The following is a 15,584-nucleotide window of genomic DNA, read 5'->3' on the forward strand; positions in this document are numbered from 1 at the left end:
ATTTCCTGCTTCGGGCGTACGTCCTCACAATCACGAGCAAATTACGGTCATGGAAATCTTCGATGCGTTCCATCTCGCCCGATTGCAATTCGCATTCACGGTGTCGTTCCACATCGTGTTTCCCGCGATCAGCATCGGCATGGCGAGCTTCCTGGCGGTCCTGGAGTGGCGTTATCTCGTCACCGGCGACGCCGCCTACAAATCCATGTTCCAGTTCTGGTCGAAGATCTTCGCGATCGGCTTCGGGATGGGGGTGGTCTCCGGCGTCGTGATGGCGTACGAGTTCGGCACCAACTGGGCCGGCTTCTCGCGCGTCGCGGGCAACATCACGGGGCCGCTGCTTACGTATGAGGTACTGACCGCGTTCTTCCTCGAAGCGGGCTTCCTCGGCGTGATGCTGTTCGGCTGGCAGCGTGTCAGCCCGCGTGCGCACTTCTTCGCGACGCTGATGGTCGCGGTCGGCACGCTGATCTCGACGTTCTGGATCCTCGCGTCGAACAGCTTCATGCAGACCCCGCAGGGCTACAAGATCGAGAACGGCCTCGTCGTGCCGGTCGACTGGTTCAAGATCGTCTTCAATCCGTCGTTCCCGTACCGTCTCGTGCACATGACGATCGCGGCGTTCATCGTCGCAGGCTTCATCGTTGCCGCGTGCGGCGCATGGCACCTGCTGAAGGGGCGCCGCGACGAGCCGGTGAAACGCAGCTTCTCGATGGCGCTGTGGATGCTGCTCGTGCTCGCGCCGATCCAGATCGTCGTCGGCGATGCACACGGGCTGAACACGCGCGAATACCAGCCGGCGAAGATCGCGGCGATCGAGGGGCTGTGGGAAACCGAGAAGGGCGGCACCGCGCTGAATCTCGTCGGGCTGCCCGACATGCAGGCCGAAACCACGCGCTATGCGATCCAGGTGCCGCACCTCGGCAGCCTGATCCTCACGCACAGCTGGGACGGCGAGATTCGCGGGCTGAAGGAATTCCCGCCGCAGGATCGCCCGTACTCGCCGATCATCTTCTGGACTTTCCGGATCATGGCCGGCCTCGGGATGCTGATGTTGCTCACCGCGCTGCTCGGGTTGCTGCTGAGAAAGGGCGGGCGCCTCTATGAAACGCGCTGGTTCCAGTGGTTCGTGGTCTGCATGGGGCCTTCCGGCATCGTCGCGCTGCTGGCCGGCTGGATCACGACCGAGGTCGGGCGGCAGCCGTGGACCGTCTACGGCGTGCTGCGCACCATCGATTCGGTTGCGCCGCTGAGCGCGCAGCAGGTCGGCGTGTCGCTGCTGATCTTCGTGGTCGTCTATTTCCTGGTATTCGGGACGGGTATCTACTACATGCTGAAACTGATGAGGCGCGGGCCGGCTGCCCAGGCCGGGTACATCGAGCTGCACCGGCATCCGGGGCTGCGCAAGAGCGCGCTGTCCACGCCGCTGAACGTCACCGAAGCGGAGTAAAGCCATGCAAATCGATCTTCCTGTCGTGTGGGCCGCGATCATCGGCCTCGGTGTATTCATCTACGTGATGCTGGACGGCTTCGATCTCGGTATCGGCCTGCTGTTTCCGTTCTTCGATGCGAAGGCCGAGCGCCAGGTGATGCTCGACACCGTCGCGCCGGTATGGGACGGCAACGAGACGTTCCTCGTGCTCGGCGGCGCGGGCCTCTATGGCGCGTTCCCGGTCGTGTATTCGACGCTGCTGCCCGCGAACTACCTGCCGCTGGTGCTGATGCTGGTCGGCCTGATCTTCCGCGGTGCGGCGTTCGAATTGCGCGCGAAGGCCACCCGCACGCAACACATGTGGGATCTCGCGTTCATCGGCGGTTCCGCGCTCGCGGCGTTCTGCCAGGGGATCGTGCTCGGTTCGCTGCTGCAGGGCATCAAGATCGAGAACAACCAGTTCGCGGGCGGGCCGTTCGACTGGCTGTCGCCGTTCAGCCTGCTCTGCGGGATCGGCGTGCTCGTCACGTATGCGACGCTTGGTTGCGGCTGGCTGATCCTGAAGGTCGACGGCGAACTGCAGCGCAAGATGCGGCTGCTGATGAAGCCGCTCGCGGGCGTGTTGCTCGCCGTGATGGGCGTGGTGAGCCTGTGGACCGTGATCGGGCTGCCGGCCGTCGCGCACCGCTGGTTCGGCAGCGGCAACCTCGGCTGGTTCCTGCCGGTGCCAGTCCTCGTCGTCGCATGCGTGTGGGGCATTTTCCATACGGTGAAGCGTGAACATGAGGCCACGCCGTTCCTGCTGACGCTCGCGCTCGTGTTCCTCGGCTACACGGGGCTCGTGATCAGCATCTGGCCGAACATCGTGCCGCCTTCGCTGACGATCTGGGCGGCGTCGTCGAGCCATTCGAGCCAGTTGTTCGCGCTTGTCGGCACCGTGATCGTGCTGCCGATCATCCTCGTGTACAACGCGATGCAGTACCGCGTATTCCGCGGCAAGGTGCGCGAGGGCGACGTCGGCTATCACTGAGCAGCATGCGATGTGACGGGGCGCGGCGTGCGCGGGCGTATCATCACGCGCAGCGCGCCTCCGGCACCGCACCCGACCGACAGCGGCCCGCCACGCGCGGGCCGTTGCACATCGGGCGCGGGTGTGCCGCGCCGCGCATTCCTTTGGCAGTCGAGAAAACACCATGATCGTCAGACCACGACAAAACTGGCTCAGGATGCTGTTCGTATGGAACGGCTCCGTGCTGCAATCGATCATTCCGCAACTCGTGTTCATGGCGATCGTCAGCACGCTGGCGGTCTTCACGAACGGGCGCATCTTCGGCGAGAAGATTCCGCTCAACACCGCACCGTTCACGCTGTTCGGGCTCGCACTCGCGATCTTCCTCGCGTTTCGCAACAACGCGAGCTTCGAGCGTTTCAAGGAGGCGCGCCACCTGTGGGGCAACCTGCTGATCGCCGCGCGCACCGTGACGTCCCAACTGAACCGCTACCTGCCCGACAGCGTCAGCACCGTCGAGCGCAACCGGCTCGCCGATCTGCTGATCGCGTTCACGTATGCGCTGAAGCATCAGCTGCGCCATACCGATCCGACCGCGGACCTCCAGCGCATTCTCGGCGCGGAGCGCACGGTCGAGCTTGGCGGCAAATGCTTCAAACCCGTTGCGATCCTCGACGAGCTGCGCGGCGGCATCGTCCGCGCGCTGGGCCGCGCGCCCGGCAGCGACGCGACCTGCTGGATGTTCGAGACGCAGCTCGACGAGCTCGGCAAATCGGTGGGTGGTTGCGAGCGCATCCTGTCGACGCCGATTCCGTTCTCGTACAGCGTGCTGCTGCGCACCGTGTATGCGTACTGCGTGCTGCTGCCGTTCGGGCTCGTCGATTCGACGGAATTCTTCACGCCACTGATCTGCGTGTTCATCTCGTACACGCTGATCGCGCTCGAAGCGATCGCGAACGAGGTCGCCGAACCGTTCGGCCTCGCGCCGAATGCGCTCGCACTCGATGCGATGACGCGCACGATCGAGCGGTCGGTGCTCGAACTGGGCGACCGTCCGATACCGGAGGAATTCGTGCCGGCGTCGACGTACCAGATCACGTAGGCCGGGTGCGCGAAAGCGGGGCGATCATGCGGGGTTGCGGCCGGCGCTAGAATGGCGCTTGCCCGTTTCCCGGAATCAGGATCCTTCGCGATGACCCTCGTCGATACCTATCTCGCCGGCCTGCGCGCCGCGCTGCCCGAGGCCGACAATACGGCGCTCGCCGTCGCCACGGGTGCGACGCCCGCACAGCTCGACGCGCTGCGTGCGGCGTATCCGCTGTGCCCGGCCAGCCTGCTCGAACTGCTCGGCAAGCTTGACGGCACCTACTGGCGCGACTACGGCGATACGACGATCAATGTGCTGGTGCTGGGGTCGGACGTCTACGAATACCCCTATTACCTGCTGTCGGCCGGGCAGATGCTCGAAGAGGGCGCGAAGTACCGCGACAGCATCGCGGAGATCTACGGCGACGATGTGAACGTCGATGGCGAACTCGTCGATTCGCGCATCGACATCGCATTGCCGATGGGCCGGCGCCTGTGCTTCTCGCACTGCATGAACAACGGCGGCACGTCGCAGCTCTACATCGATTTCGCGCCGGCGCCCGGCGGCAAGGTGGGGCAGGTCGTGCGCTTCCTGCACGACCCCGACAGTTACGCGGTGATCGCTGACGACTTCGACGCCTACCTGCGCAAGCTGATCCGACGGTTATGCGTTTGTCATCGATTTCGACGAAGAATAGAGGCGGGCGCCGATTACGGATAGCTGCTTCAGGAGAGTGACATGCGAATCTACGTGACGAGTATCTTTGTCGACGATCAGGACAAGGCGTTGACGTTTTATACCGACAAGCTCGGTTTCAAGCTGAAGAACAACGTGCCGGTGGGGCGACTACCGCTGGTTGACCGTCGTGTCGAAAGACCAGCCGGACGGCACCGAGCTGCTGCTCGAGCCGAGCAACCATCGCGCGGTGGGGCCGTACAAGCAGGCGCTGTACGAGGACGGGATCCCGGCTGCGTCGTTCCAGGTCGACGATCTCGACGGCGAGTTCGCGCGGCTCACGGCACTCGGCGTGCAGTTCAAGCTGGAGCCAATGGATGCGGGGCCCGTGCGCGTCGCGATCGTCGACGATACGTGCGGGAACCTGATTCAACTGATGCAGATGAAGTAACGCGCCGCACGGGCTTTGTCAGAGCGCCGCGACCGGCGGCGCGTTGTGCATCCAGCTGCGCTCCTGCATGCGGCTCTGGATGCGCCACCCGCATTCGGTTCGCACCAGCAGGTCGCGATACCACAGCCCGACGAAGCACACGCGATCGTCGCCGGCTTCATCGGCCGACACCATCATCACCTGGCCGGCCGTTCGCGCGGTTGCGGCGTCGCCGTCGACGATCAGCAACGACGTCGAGATCGTATGCTGCGTGCCGCGCATCGCCGAGGTCATCTGTTCCAGATAGGTGGCGATTTCCGCGCGACTACCGACCGGGCCACCGAATGCCGCGTAGTCGAGACGTGCGTTGGTGGCGAAGAGCCGCTCGAATTCGCGCCAGTCCCGGCGGTCGACGGCGTGGCAGTAGCGCGTCAGCAGATCCTGGATGTCCAGCCGGTCGATCGATTCCTGGGGCGTCATGGTGTCGTGAACTGTGTGGATGACGGGGAAACGATAGCGGGTGCGCAGGGGCGCGACATCGGCGGAGTGGACTAAGTGCCTGGCCGCAATGTGCGAGCGGGCTTCGGCGCAATACGTGGTGCTTGTGTAGACTCGGGCACGTTCAACGGAGCCCACACCATGCAACTTCTTGATCATGTGTCCATCGGCGTGCCGGATATCGACCAGGCGCGCCCCTTCTACGATGCCGTCATGGGCGCGCTGGGCGCAGCCAAGGTCTACGACCGGCCCTCCGCGCTCGGCTATGGCGAACGTTGCAACGCGAACGACATCGCATCGACTTATCTGGCGGTGTATCTGGATCCCGCCGAAGTCGGGACGAGCAAGCGGCACTGGTGTTTCAAGGCGTCTTCGCGCGAGCAGGTGCACGCGTTTTTCGAAGCCGGCCTGTCAACGGGCGGCCAGTCCGACGGCGACCCCGGATTGAGGCCGCACTACCACGGCGACTACTACGCGGCCTTTCTCGTCGACCCGGCCGGTAACCGGATCGAGGCCGTGTGTCACGCCGCTCCGGCGGAGCGCGAGCGGCCGTGACGGTGCCGCTCAATCGAAATACGTGAGCCCCATCGCCCCCTTCACCTCCGCGAGCGTCGCGCCGGCCACTTCCCGCGCGTGCAGCGTGCCGCGCTTGAGGATCGCCATCACCTCGCTCTTGTCGGCCTCGAACTCGCGGCGGCGCGTGCGGATCGGTTCGATCAGCGCCTGCAGTCGCTCGTTCAGTACGCGCTTGACGACGCTGTCGCCGAGGCCGCCGCGGCGGTAGTGGGCCTTCAACTCGTCGACCTTCGCGACGTCCGGCTCGAATGCATCGAGGAACGTGAACACGACGTTGCCCTCGACCTGGCCGGGATCGCTCACGCGCAGATGGTTCGGGTCCGTGTACATGTCCTTCACGGCTTGCGTGATCTCGTCCGGCGTCGAGCCGAGCGTGATCGCGTTGCCCAGCGACTTGCTCATCTTCGCCTTGCCGTCGATGCCCGGCAGTCGCGTGACCGACGACAGCACGGCCTCGCATTCGACCAGTACTTGCTTGTCGACCGTCGCGTTGAAGCGGCGCACGAGTTCGTTGGTCTGTTCGATCATCGGGAGCTGATCGTCGCCGACGGGCACGTGCGTTGCCTTGAACGCGGTGATGTCGGCCGCCTGGCTTACCGGGTAGGTCAGGAAACCGGCCGGGATGTCGCGCTCGAACCCGCGCAGGCGGATCTCTTCCTTGATGGTCGGATTGCGCTCGAGGCGCGCGACCGTGACGAGGTTGAGCAGGTATTGCGACAGTTCGGCGAGTTCGGGCACTTGCGACTGCACGACGATCGTCGAGATCGACGGATCGATGCCGACGGCGAGATAGTCGAGCGCGACCTCGATCACGTTCTCGGTGACGCGCTGGCGGCGGCCCATGTTGTCGGTCAGCGCCTGCGTGTCGGCGAGCAGCAGGAATTGCTGCGCTTCGTGCTGCATCTGCACGCGCGCGCGCAGCGAGCCGATGTAATGGCCGAGATGCAGCGGGCCGGTCGTGCGGTCGCCGGTGAGGATGATCGGTCGGTTCGGGTGAGTCATGGTGGACATTGGCTCCGGGTTATCGAAGCCGCCAGCCATGATGTCGGCGCAGAAACGCAAATGCCGCCATGGCTGGCGGCATCACGTTTGGGACATGCAAAAGGAAACGGGCCGCCTGGGTCAGGCGCGCCACCAGCAATGCACGTTCGGCGAGGCGGGTTTGGTTTCCATCGCGCAAGTATAGCGCAGTGGGCGGCCGATCGAGCGCGTCAGCGGATCACCGACTCCATCGCGAGATACGCGGTTTCGGCGGACGGCCACAGCAGGTACAGCAGGCCGGCCATCAGCAGCAACGCGCCGGCGCGGACCAAAGGCGTACGGTCCTTGTCGCGCGGGGGATGGGTGGGCTGCTTCGATTTCTTCATGCTTGCAGGCGCGGGGTGCGCCACTCCAACGGTTACTGCAACGGGTCGCACGGGGGCGATGCCGGGGTGTTGCGGTGGGGCGCGACGTGCTGCCTGCGGGCGAGACGAAGCGCATGGTGTCCTGTTTGAACTGGTCGCCGATGCGATCGTCGACTCGACGCGCGACAGTCACAGACAGATCGTTCACGTGTCGTTTGTCATCCGGCGATATTGCGGCGCCGGCTGTGCGATTCAGTGATGGGGCCGCGCGGTACCAAAAAGGGGGATGATCAGATGATCCACATGGATTCAGGTGCTCGTGCTGCGCATCGCATATTGCGAAGCGGCACGCATGCTATCAGTTTGACAGTTCGCGAACCGTCAAGAATTGTAGGGCAATGGTCTGATTAAAAGTTGGTCTCAAGCGCTGTCGTTTGAGATTCAGTGCTAACGTTCATAAAACATTAAATAAAATCAATTGGTTGCGTGTCTTTTTGTTGGGGGCGGATGCGGTTGGGCGTCGACCAAACATGATGGCAGCGACGGCAATCCCCTGGTCATCAAGGAAATTTTCATGAAGTGGCAAACACTCATGGAATCGAATGTCAGTCAAAGGAAGCGTGGTCTGGAGCCGGTGGGCTTCCTGATGGCATTTGAAGACGACCGTGCATCCAGCGTTCGGCCAGCCTGGCGCGCTTTCAGATTATGCGAGTTCCGATGAGTACAACAACGTCTAAACGCTTGCGCCTGTCGGGCGTGTTTTCCCTCTTCCTGTTCCTTGCTTGTACCGCTTGCTCGATGAACGATTCCCTTCCGAGAAATATGTCGCTCGACGCTTTCAATCCGCATCGCGAGACGTTTGATTGCGTGCACGAAGCCGCCGTAGTGCCGGCCGTTGATCCTGATGCGGACCGCTGGAATCAGCAGGCGATGACGATGACGAGCGCGTTGTTGTGGCCGAACCAGCGCGACTATGCTGGTGCCGTCGCATTGTGGAGCAAGGCTGCTGAGCGCAAGCACTGGAAGGCGATGCTGAACCTCGCAAATGCTTACGCTCAAGGGCTGGGTGTCGATCGCAATACCGAGCGCGCGGTGCAGATCACCGAGCAGGCAATGAAGCTGGGCATACCCGCGGCCTACGATCTGATGGGTACGTACTACATGAACGGAGTCGGGGTAAAGCAGGATGCGAGCCGTGCGTACGCGTTCTGGCAACTTGCTGCGGACAAGGGCAGCCCGAGTGCCATGGCTTATTTGGGTAGTAAGCTCGATGCGGTTTACGATGATCCGAAATCCGGTTTTTGGGGCAATCGGAAGGTTGCGCTCAACATGCTCGAGTGTGGATTCGCCCAAGGTAGCGGAGATGCAGCATACGCTCTGGGAACAACGCTCGTTGGTTCCGACCGATCGCTCGGCGAAGACAATGTGCAGGCTCTCAAGATCTTGCATGAAGGCGCGAAATACGGCAGCGCCAAGAGTGCGGCCTATTTGTTCGGTGCGTTCGACGACGGTGATCCCGTGGTCGGCAACGTGAAGGATCGTGCCCGGGCCGAGCGTTACAGTGTTCTTGCCGATCGCCTCGAGCGCGACCCCGACCTGCGTTTGCCGAACCTGGACAAGGTTGTGCCGCTGCCGCCTGCCAAATTGCCCAAGTGGGACGGCAACAAGGCGACGTTGATCGACGCGGCGAAGGCCGTGATGTCCGCGCCGGTGTCGCCGACCCAACCCGCGGTGCACCCCGCGTCGTTGCGCACTGGCCGCGCGCATGTGCCCGAATCCGAATGACGCCCGAAACGGGCGAAACGTCACCGCCAGATCGTGTGAAATGCGCGCCGGACGGGCGAGCCACTCACCCGCCCCAGCTTTTTGCTCGTCAACACCAACAAAAATCATCATTTCGCCGTAAGCGGCCTGTCCGCAGAATGTCTCCATTCCAACTCACGCGACAGCAAGACCATCGCACTGAGCCGCACTTCCGAAGGAGACAGCCGTGGCAGTCGAAACAACCTCAATCGATACGCTCGTCGTCGGCGCCGGGCAGGCCGGCGTGGCCATGAGCGAGCACCTGGGCAAGCTGGGCGTGCCCCATCTGGTACTGGAACGCAGCCGCATCGCCGAACGCTGGCGCACGGGGCGCTGGGATTCGCTGGTCGCGAACGGCCCGGCGTGGCACGACCGCTTCCCGGGGCTCGAATTCGACGGTCTCGATCCCGACGCGTTCGCGTCGAAAGACCAGGTCGCGGACTACTTCGAAGCGTATGCGCGCAAGTTCAACGCGCCCATCCGAACCGGCGTCGAAGTGAAGAGCGTCGTGCGCAACACGGGCAAGCCGGGCTTCGTCGTCGAGACCTCCGACGGCACGATCGAGGCGAATCGCGTGGTCGTCGCGACGGGGCCGTTTCAGCGTCCGGTCATCCCGCCGATCGCGCCGGACGACGCGCGCCTCGTGCAGATCCATTCCGCCGACTATCGCAACCCGGGCCAGCTTCCGGAAGGCGCGGTGCTGGTGGTCGGCGCCGGCTCGTCAGGCGTGCAGATCGCCGACGAACTGCAGCGCGCGGGCCGGCAGGTGTACCTGTCGGTCGGGCCGCACGATCGCCCGCCGCGCGCGTATCGCGGCCGCGACTTCTGCTGGTGGCTCGGCGTGCTCGGCGAATGGGACAAGGAAATCGCGACGCCCGGCCGCGAACACGTGACGATCGCGGTGAGCGGCGCGCGCGGCGGCCACACGGTCGATTTCCGCGCGCTCGCGAACCAGGGCGTGACGCTCGTCGGGCTGACGAAGTCGTTCGACGGCGGCGTGGCGGTGTTCGAACGCGATCTCGCGATCAATCTCGCCCGCGGCGACGAAAACTACCTGTCGTTGCTCGACGCGGCCGACGCCTATGCGGCACGCAACGGCCTCGACCTGCCGGAAGAGCCGGAAGCACGCCGCATCCTGCCGAACCCCGAATGCGTCGCGCATCCGATCCTCGCGCTGGACCTCGCCGGTGCTGGCGTCACGTCGATCGTCTGGGCGACCGGCTACGCGGTCGACTACGGCTGGCTCAACGTCGATGCGTTCGCGCCGAACGGCAAACCGCAGCACCAGCGCGGTGTGTCGAAGGAGCCCGGCATCTATTTCGTCGGGCTGCCATGGCTGTCGCGGCGCGGCTCCAGCTTCATCTGGGGCGTGTGGCACGACGCGAAGCACATCGCCGATCACATCGTCACGCAACGAAAGTACCTCGCGTACCACGACGCGTCGCAGCACCGTGCCGCCGCTTCGCAAGCACCGGCCGACGCGCGCCCGCTCGCCGAAGCGACGAGCTGACCACCTGACGAACAGACACGAACCCGCCGCGCCGCGAATGCTTCCGGCGCGGCGGGCGAACACACCGACACTCGAGGGACCTCGATGAGCCAGCCTACCCATACGCGTATCCGCATGTTCAACACGAAGGATACCTACCCGAACCAGACGCTCGACAACGACCTGTGCCAGGCCGTGCGGGCCGGCAACACCGTCTACGTGCGCGGCCAGGTCGGCACCGATTTCGATGGCAACCTGATCGGCCTTGGCGACGCGCGCGCACAGGCCGAGCAGGCAATGAAGAACGTCAAGCAGCTGCTCGAGGAAGCCGGCAGCGACATCACGCACATCGTGAAGACGACGACCTACCTGATCGATCCGCGTTATCGCGAGCCGGTCTACCAGGAAGTCGGCAAGTGGCTGAAGGGCGTGTATCCGATCTCGACAGGGCTCGTCGTGTCGGCGCTCGGTCAGCCGCAGTGGCTGATGGAGATCGACGTGATCGCCGTGATCCCGGACAACTGGCAGCCGAACCGCGCATAGGAGGCGACATGACTTTCTCCATCGTCGGGCGCTGCCCGGAGACGGGTCAGCTCGGGATCGCGATCAGCTCGTCGAGCATCGCGGTCGGCGCGCGCTGCCCGTGGGTGCGCGCGGGCGTCGGCGCGGTCGCGACGCAGAACATCACGCTGCCGGCGCTCGGCCCGCAGATTCTCGACTTGATCGAGCACGACCAGCTCGCGCCCGCCGCCGCGCTCGATCGCGCGCTCAGTGCGAACGGCTGGAGCCAGTACCGGCAGGTCACGGTGATCGACGGGCAGGGGCACACGGCGTGCTTCACCGGCAAGGAGGCGCTCGGCACGCATCACGCGGTGCAGGGCGAGCAGTGCGTGGCGGCCGGCAACTTGCTGGCCGCGCCTGCCGTGATCGACGCGATGGTGCGGGCTTTCGAACAGGCGCCCGGCCTGCTCGCCGATCGTCTGCTGGCCGCGATGCACGCGGCGATGGCAGCCGGCGGTGAAGCCGGGCCGGTGCATTCGGCCGCGCTGAAGGTGGCCGGCGACGTGACCTGGCCGATCGTCGACCTGCGCGTCGACTGGGCCGATGCCGATCCGGTCGGGCAGCTCGAGACGCTCTGGCGTGCGTATCGGCCGCAGATGCAGGACTACCAGACGCGTGCGCTGAACCCGACCGCCGCGCCGAGCTACGGAGTGCCGGGCGATGAGTGATACGTCGAGCCGAGCGCTGCTCGAACGGTTGATCGGCTTCGCGACGGTCAGCCGCGATTCGAACCTCGAGATGATCGGCTTCATCCGCGACTATCTCGCGGGCTGTGGCGTGGAGAGCGAACTGTTCTACAACGCGGAGCGCACGAAGGCGAGCCTGTACGCGACGATCGGGCCGCGCGATCGCGGCGGCATCGCGCTGTCGGGCCATACCGACGTGGTGCCGGTGGACGGGCAGGCGTGGACGGTCGAGCCGTTCCGGTTGACCGAGCGCGATGGCCGCTTGTACGGCCGCGGCACGGCCGACATGAAGGGCTTCATCGCGTCGGCGCTCGCGGCCGTTCCGGCTTTTGTCGCACGGCCGCTGAGCCTGCCCGTGCATCTCGCGTTCTCGTACGACGAGGAAGTCGGCTGCCTCGGCGTGCGGCCGATGCTCGAAGCACTGGCCGCGCGCGAACATCGTCCACGTCTGTGCCTGATCGGCGAGCCGACCGAACTGAAGCCGGTACTCGGTCACAAGGGCAAGCTCGCGATGCGCTGCCATGTGAAGGGCGCCGCATGCCACTCGGCGTACGCGCCGTCGGGTGTCAACGCGATCGACTATGCGGCGAAGCTGATCGGCCGGCTCGGCGAGATCGGCGCGGCGCTCGCGCGGCCCGAGCGGCACGACAGCCGTTTCGATCCGCCGTTCTCGACCGTGCAGACGGGATTGATCAAGGGCGGCCGTGCGTTGAACATCGTGCCGGCCGAATGCGAATTCGATTTCGAGGTGCGCGCGCTGCCGGATTTCGATGCGCACGACGTGCCGAGGAAGCTGCAGGACTATGCGGAATCCGAACTGTTGCCGAAGATGCGTGCGGTGCAGCCCGAGACCGACATTCAATTGCAGCCGCTGGGCGCGTATCCGGGGCTGGCCACTGCGCCGGACAGCGAAGCCGCGCGCCTGCTCGCGATGCTGAGCGGCTCCGATGCGTTCGGCACGGTTGCGTTCGGCACCGAGGGCGGGCTGTTCGGGCAGGCTGGGATTCCGACCGTGGTGTGCGGGCCCGGCAGCATGGACCAGGGGCACAAGCCCGACGAGTTCGTCACGCTCCAACAGCTGCAGGGATGCGACGCGATGCTGGGTCGCCTGGCCGCGCATCTTTCATCGGCGGTCTGAACTTGCAAGCGAAACGCACGCACCGCACCCTGCGGCGCGTGCGTTTTCCATTTGTCTCTATCGAGCCGATTCCGCAACGATCTGCGCAAGCCGTTCGCGGCAGAAATCGACAAACGACTGCGCCTGCTTCGTGAGCTGGCCGCGCCTCAACCGTGCGCTCACGAGCCCTGACGGGCTCACCGTTTCGCTGAGACCGATCGTCACGACGCGCTGGCCGTCGTACGTGAATTCGGAGTGCGGGCGCGTGACGAGCAGCGAGAAACCGAATCCCTGGCCGACCATCCCGCGCACCATCTCGATCGACGGCGAGCCGAACACGATGTTCGGCGTGAGCCCAAGTTCGTGAAACAGGCTGACGAAGTAGGTGCGGCTCGGCTGCACGTCGAGCAGGATCATCGGCTCGACGCACAGGTCGCGCAGCGATACGTGCGACTGGCCCGCGAACCGGTGGTTCTCCGGCAGCAGCACGTATGGCTGCTGCGGCGGCATCAGCGGCTCGGTCTCGATCGTGCCGTCGAGATCGTGGTCGTACATGAGCGCGAGATCGAACGTGCCTGACGTCAGGCCCTGCACGAGTTCCTGTTGGTCGCCGTCGCGCAGCCGGATGTTCACGCCCGGGTAACGCTCGCGAAAGCCCGCGATCAGTTGCGGAAGGTAGAGCGGCGCGACCGTCTCGAAGCAGCCGATGTCGATCTGCCCGGTGATCACGTCGTTGTCGGCGAGCGCGTTCTGTTCGAACTCGTGCGCGATGCGCAGCAGCTCCTGCGCTTTCCGGTAAAAGCGCGTGCCGCTCGGCGTCAGCGACACGCCCTGTGCGTGATGACGGATGAAGAGCTTCACGCCGAAGCTCTCCTCCAGCCCCTTGATCGCGCTGGAGATCGACGGCTGCGCGATGAAGAGCTGGCGTGAGGCCTCGGCAACGCTGCCGGATTCGACCGTCGTGATGAAGTATTTCAGTTGCCGCAAAGTGTAGTGAGCCACAAGCACCTCTGATGCCCGGCCCCGGCGTGCCGCCGCGGGCGCATGCGCGTTCCATAGGGAAACAGACCCTGGCACCTTACCTGAAGTCGATCGGCGCCGGAATTTCCGCTGCAGAGCTTTTTCGTATGTCGCGGAAATATTTTTAGTATTTTCCGGCCGCGATAGTCGTGGCGCACCATCGTCTCCAACCTGGATCACGAAGAATCGCGAAACGGCCGCGCCGGCGGGGCATCTCATCCGTCCCTGCCTGCACGTCGTCCGCTTCGTTCGACACCGCCGCGCGTGCACGCGGCGCGTCGTCGCTCGCGTATCCGGACCCGGTTGCAGGCGCGCACCCCGACGCGCGCCGGCGGAAACGGCAAGCGCGCATCGCCGCGCAAGACAGGAGACGTCACCATGACGAACGCGGAACGCAATGCGTCCCCGATGATAGAGAAGCACACGATCGGCTATGTGCCGCCCGCGGAGCGCCACGGCAAGGTGCGCGACCTGTTCACGCTCTGGTTCGGCGGCAACATCGCGCCGCTGCCGATCGTGACCGGCGCGCTCGGCGTGCAGATGTTTCACCTGAACCTGATGTGGGGCATCGTCGCGATCGTCGTCGGCCAGGCCGTCGGCGGCGTGCTGATGGCGCTGCATTCCGCGCAGGGCCCGCAGATGGGCATCCCGCAGATGATCCAGAGCCGTGCGCAGTTCGGCTCGTGGGGCGCGCTGCTCGTCACGGTGATCGCGGCCGTGATGTACGTCGGCTTCTTCGCGTCGAACATCGTGCTCGCCGGCAAGTCGGTGCACGGCATCGCGTCGTCGGTGCCGGTGCCCGTCGGCATCGTGATCGGCGCGGTGGGCTCGGGGCTGATCGGAATCGTCGGCTACCGGTTCATCCACATCCTGAACCGCATCGGTACGTGGGTGCTCGGCATCGGCATCTTCGTCGGCTTCTGGATGATCCTCACGCACGTGACGACCGACGATTTCCTGACGCGCGGCGGCTTCAACTTCGCGGGCTGGCTCGCGACGGTGTCGCTGTCGGCGTTGTGGCAGATCGCGTTCGCGCCGTACGTGTCGGACTATTCACGCTATCTGCCGGAAAACGTCGGCGTCGCATCGACGTTCTGGGCGACCTATCTCGGCTGCACGATCGGCTCGACGCTCGCGTTCATCTTCGGCGCGGTCGCGGTGCTCGCGGTGCCGGCCGGCATGGACACGATGGATGCCGTCAAGCAGGCGACGGGCCCGCTCGGCCCGTTGATGCTCGTGCTGTTCCTGCTGAGCGTGATCAGCCACAACGCGCTGAACCTGTACGGCGCGGTGCTCGCGGTGATCACGTCGGTTCAGACGTTCGCGTACAAGTGGATTCCGACCGCGAAGGCGCGTGCGGTGGTGTCGGTCGTGATCTTCGTCGGTTGCTGCTACGCGGCGATCGGCGCGTCGACGAACTTCGTCGGCAACCTCGTCGATCTGGTGCTCGCGCTGCTGGTCGTGCTGGTGCCGTGGACGGCGATCAACCTGATCGACTTCTACGTGATCCACAAGGGCAAGTACGACATCAAGTCGATCTTCATGGTGGACGGCGGGATCTACGGCCGCTTCAATCCACAGGCGCTGCTCGCGTATGCGATCGGCATCCTCGTGCAGATTCCGTTCATGAACACGCCGATGTACGCGGGCCCGATTCCCGCGCATCTGGGCGGCGCGGATCTGTCGTGGCTCGTGGGATTGCTGCTGACGTCGCCGCTGTACTACTGGCTCGCGTCGCGCGACAGCGCGTACCGGCGCCGGCAGGGCGGTGCGCATCTGCCGCCGACGGCGGCGCGTTAAAGGAAGGGGAGGGCCGCCGCTTTGGTTGTGGCGCGGCGGCGGCCGGGGGAAGGAG

General features: G+C 64.9%; 15 protein-coding genes and 1 pseudogene. 12 read left to right on the forward strand and 4 right to left on the reverse strand.

Features of this window, described 5'->3' with window-relative positions; all coding sequences use genetic code 11:
• Nucleotides 1-49 precede the first annotated feature (49 nt).
• The 5 genes and pseudogenes from KEC55_RS32195 (at nt 50) to KEC55_RS32215 (ending at nt 4,654) form a co-directional block, all read left to right on the forward strand.
• A complete protein-coding gene (locus KEC55_RS32195) occupies nt 50-1,450 on the forward strand; it encodes a cytochrome ubiquinol oxidase subunit I (protein ID WP_282512756.1) in 1,401 nt (466 codons plus the stop codon).
• Nucleotides 1,451-1,454: 4 nt separating this feature from the next.
• A complete protein-coding gene (gene cydB, locus KEC55_RS32200) occupies nt 1,455-2,462 on the forward strand; it encodes a cytochrome d ubiquinol oxidase subunit II (RefSeq protein ID WP_282512758.1) in 1,008 nt (335 codons plus the stop codon).
• A gap of 163 nt (nt 2,463-2,625) precedes the next feature.
• Nucleotides 2,626-3,543 (forward strand): bestrophin family protein, encoded by a 918-nt coding sequence (locus KEC55_RS32205; RefSeq protein ID WP_282512760.1) that lies wholly within the window; start codon nt 2,626-2,628, stop codon nt 3,541-3,543.
• A gap of 90 nt (nt 3,544-3,633) precedes the next feature.
• The gene (locus tag KEC55_RS32210) at nt 3,634-4,248 is read left to right on the forward strand and encodes an SMI1/KNR4 family protein (protein ID WP_282512762.1); all 615 of its coding nucleotides are present in this window, start codon (nt 3,634-3,636) and stop codon (nt 4,246-4,248) included.
• Nucleotides 4,249-4,266: 18 nt separating this feature from the next.
• Nucleotides 4,267-4,654: pseudogene (locus tag KEC55_RS32215) on the forward strand (VOC family protein).
• A gap of 18 nt (nt 4,655-4,672) precedes the next feature.
• Here the strand turns inward: KEC55_RS32215 and KEC55_RS32220 are convergent.
• Nucleotides 4,673-5,290, reverse strand: coding sequence for a nuclear transport factor 2 family protein (locus tag KEC55_RS32220; RefSeq protein WP_282512764.1), 618 nt, complete (start codon nt 5,288-5,290; stop codon nt 4,673-4,675).
• Between KEC55_RS32220 and KEC55_RS32225 the strand changes: the two genes are divergently transcribed.
• Nucleotides 5,273-5,686 (forward strand): VOC family protein, encoded by a 414-nt coding sequence (locus tag KEC55_RS32225; protein WP_282512766.1) that lies wholly within the window; start codon nt 5,273-5,275, stop codon nt 5,684-5,686. The two genes, KEC55_RS32220 and KEC55_RS32225, sit on opposite strands and share 18 nt — an antisense overlap.
• A 9-nt stretch (nt 5,687-5,695) precedes the next feature.
• Here KEC55_RS32225 and trpS read toward each other — a convergent pair whose 3' ends face one another.
• Complete coding sequence (gene trpS / locus KEC55_RS32230) at nt 5,696-6,709, reverse strand: tryptophan--tRNA ligase (protein WP_282512768.1); 1,014 nt, start codon at nt 6,707-6,709, stop codon at nt 5,696-5,698.
• Nucleotides 6,710-6,918: 209 nt separating this feature from the next.
• Nucleotides 6,919-7,074, reverse strand: a complete 156-nt coding sequence (locus KEC55_RS32235) for a hypothetical protein (protein ID WP_162838121.1) — start codon at nt 7,072-7,074, stop codon at nt 6,919-6,921.
• Between the two features lie 696 nt (nt 7,075-7,770).
• On the opposite strand from KEC55_RS32235, the gene KEC55_RS32240 reads away from it, so the two are divergent.
• The 5 genes from KEC55_RS32240 to argE all read left to right on the forward strand — a co-directional run bounded on the left by KEC55_RS32240 (nt 7,771) and on the right by argE (nt 12,730).
• Complete coding sequence (locus tag KEC55_RS32240) at nt 7,771-8,838, forward strand: tetratricopeptide repeat protein (protein WP_282512771.1); 1,068 nt, start codon at nt 7,771-7,773, stop codon at nt 8,836-8,838.
• A gap of 205 nt (nt 8,839-9,043) precedes the next feature.
• On the forward strand, nt 9,044-10,366 hold the full coding sequence (locus KEC55_RS32245; protein ID WP_282512773.1) for a flavin-containing monooxygenase: 1,323 nt from the start codon (nt 9,044-9,046) through the stop codon (nt 10,364-10,366).
• 84 nt (nt 10,367-10,450) lie between these two features.
• Nucleotides 10,451-10,888, forward strand: a complete 438-nt coding sequence (locus KEC55_RS32250; protein ID WP_059545953.1) for a RidA family protein — start codon at nt 10,451-10,453, stop codon at nt 10,886-10,888.
• A gap of 8 nt (nt 10,889-10,896) precedes the next feature.
• A complete protein-coding gene (locus KEC55_RS32255; RefSeq protein ID WP_282512780.1) occupies nt 10,897-11,574 on the forward strand; it encodes a DUF1028 domain-containing protein in 678 nt (225 codons plus the stop codon).
• Nucleotides 11,567-12,730 (forward strand): acetylornithine deacetylase, encoded by a 1,164-nt coding sequence (gene argE / locus KEC55_RS32260; RefSeq protein WP_282512782.1) that lies wholly within the window; start codon nt 11,567-11,569, stop codon nt 12,728-12,730. Before KEC55_RS32255 ends, argE begins: the two co-directional genes overlap by 8 nt.
• Before the next feature lie 57 nt (nt 12,731-12,787).
• On the opposite strand, the gene KEC55_RS32265 is transcribed toward argE, so the two are convergent.
• Nucleotides 12,788-13,711: a LysR substrate-binding domain-containing protein gene (locus KEC55_RS32265; RefSeq protein ID WP_282512783.1), complete on the reverse strand. Its 924-nt coding sequence runs from the start codon at nt 13,709-13,711 to the stop codon at nt 12,788-12,790.
• A gap of 396 nt (nt 13,712-14,107) precedes the next feature.
• On the opposite strand from KEC55_RS32265, the gene KEC55_RS32270 reads away from it, so the two are divergent.
• Nucleotides 14,108-15,529: a purine-cytosine permease family protein gene (locus KEC55_RS32270; protein ID WP_282512785.1), complete on the forward strand. Its 1,422-nt coding sequence runs from the start codon at nt 14,108-14,110 to the stop codon at nt 15,527-15,529.
• The last annotated feature ends 55 nt before the right edge of the window (nt 15,530-15,584 follow it).

The sequence above is a fragment of the Burkholderia cepacia genome, assembly GCF_029962485.1.
In the GTDB taxonomy this organism is placed as follows: domain Bacteria; phylum Pseudomonadota; class Gammaproteobacteria; order Burkholderiales; family Burkholderiaceae; genus Burkholderia.

What these genes read in the sequence shown, in the direction of transcription:
- KEC55_RS32270 (WP_282512785.1), top strand. Translation starts at nt 14,108, where the DNA reads ATGACGAACGCGGAACGCAATGCGTCCCCGATGATAGAGAAGCACACG.
- KEC55_RS32250 (WP_059545953.1), top strand. Translation starts at nt 10,451, where the DNA reads ATGAGCCAGCCTACCCATACGCGTATCCGCATGTTCAACACGAAGGAT.
- KEC55_RS32220 (WP_282512764.1), bottom strand. Translation starts at nt 5,290, where the DNA reads ATGATCAAGAAGTTGCATGGTGTGGGCTCCGTTGAACGTGCCCGAGTC.
- KEC55_RS32225 (WP_282512766.1), top strand. Translation starts at nt 5,273, where the DNA reads ATGCAACTTCTTGATCATGTGTCCATCGGCGTGCCGGATATCGACCAG.
- KEC55_RS32255 (WP_282512780.1), top strand. Translation starts at nt 10,897, where the DNA reads ATGACTTTCTCCATCGTCGGGCGCTGCCCGGAGACGGGTCAGCTCGGG.
- KEC55_RS32235 (WP_162838121.1), bottom strand. Translation starts at nt 7,074, where the DNA reads ATGAAGAAATCGAAGCAGCCCACCCATCCCCCGCGCGACAAGGACCGT.
- argE (WP_282512782.1), top strand. Translation starts at nt 11,567, where the DNA reads ATGAGTGATACGTCGAGCCGAGCGCTGCTCGAACGGTTGATCGGCTTC.
- cydB (WP_282512758.1), top strand. Translation starts at nt 1,455, where the DNA reads ATGCAAATCGATCTTCCTGTCGTGTGGGCCGCGATCATCGGCCTCGGT.
- KEC55_RS32195 (WP_282512756.1), top strand. Translation starts at nt 50, where the DNA reads ATGGAAATCTTCGATGCGTTCCATCTCGCCCGATTGCAATTCGCATTC.
- KEC55_RS32240 (WP_282512771.1), top strand. Translation starts at nt 7,771, where the DNA reads ATGAGTACAACAACGTCTAAACGCTTGCGCCTGTCGGGCGTGTTTTCC.
- KEC55_RS32210 (WP_282512762.1), top strand. Translation starts at nt 3,634, where the DNA reads ATGACCCTCGTCGATACCTATCTCGCCGGCCTGCGCGCCGCGCTGCCC.
- trpS (WP_282512768.1), bottom strand. Translation starts at nt 6,709, where the DNA reads ATGACTCACCCGAACCGACCGATCATCCTCACCGGCGACCGCACGACC.
- KEC55_RS32205 (WP_282512760.1), top strand. Translation starts at nt 2,626, where the DNA reads ATGATCGTCAGACCACGACAAAACTGGCTCAGGATGCTGTTCGTATGG.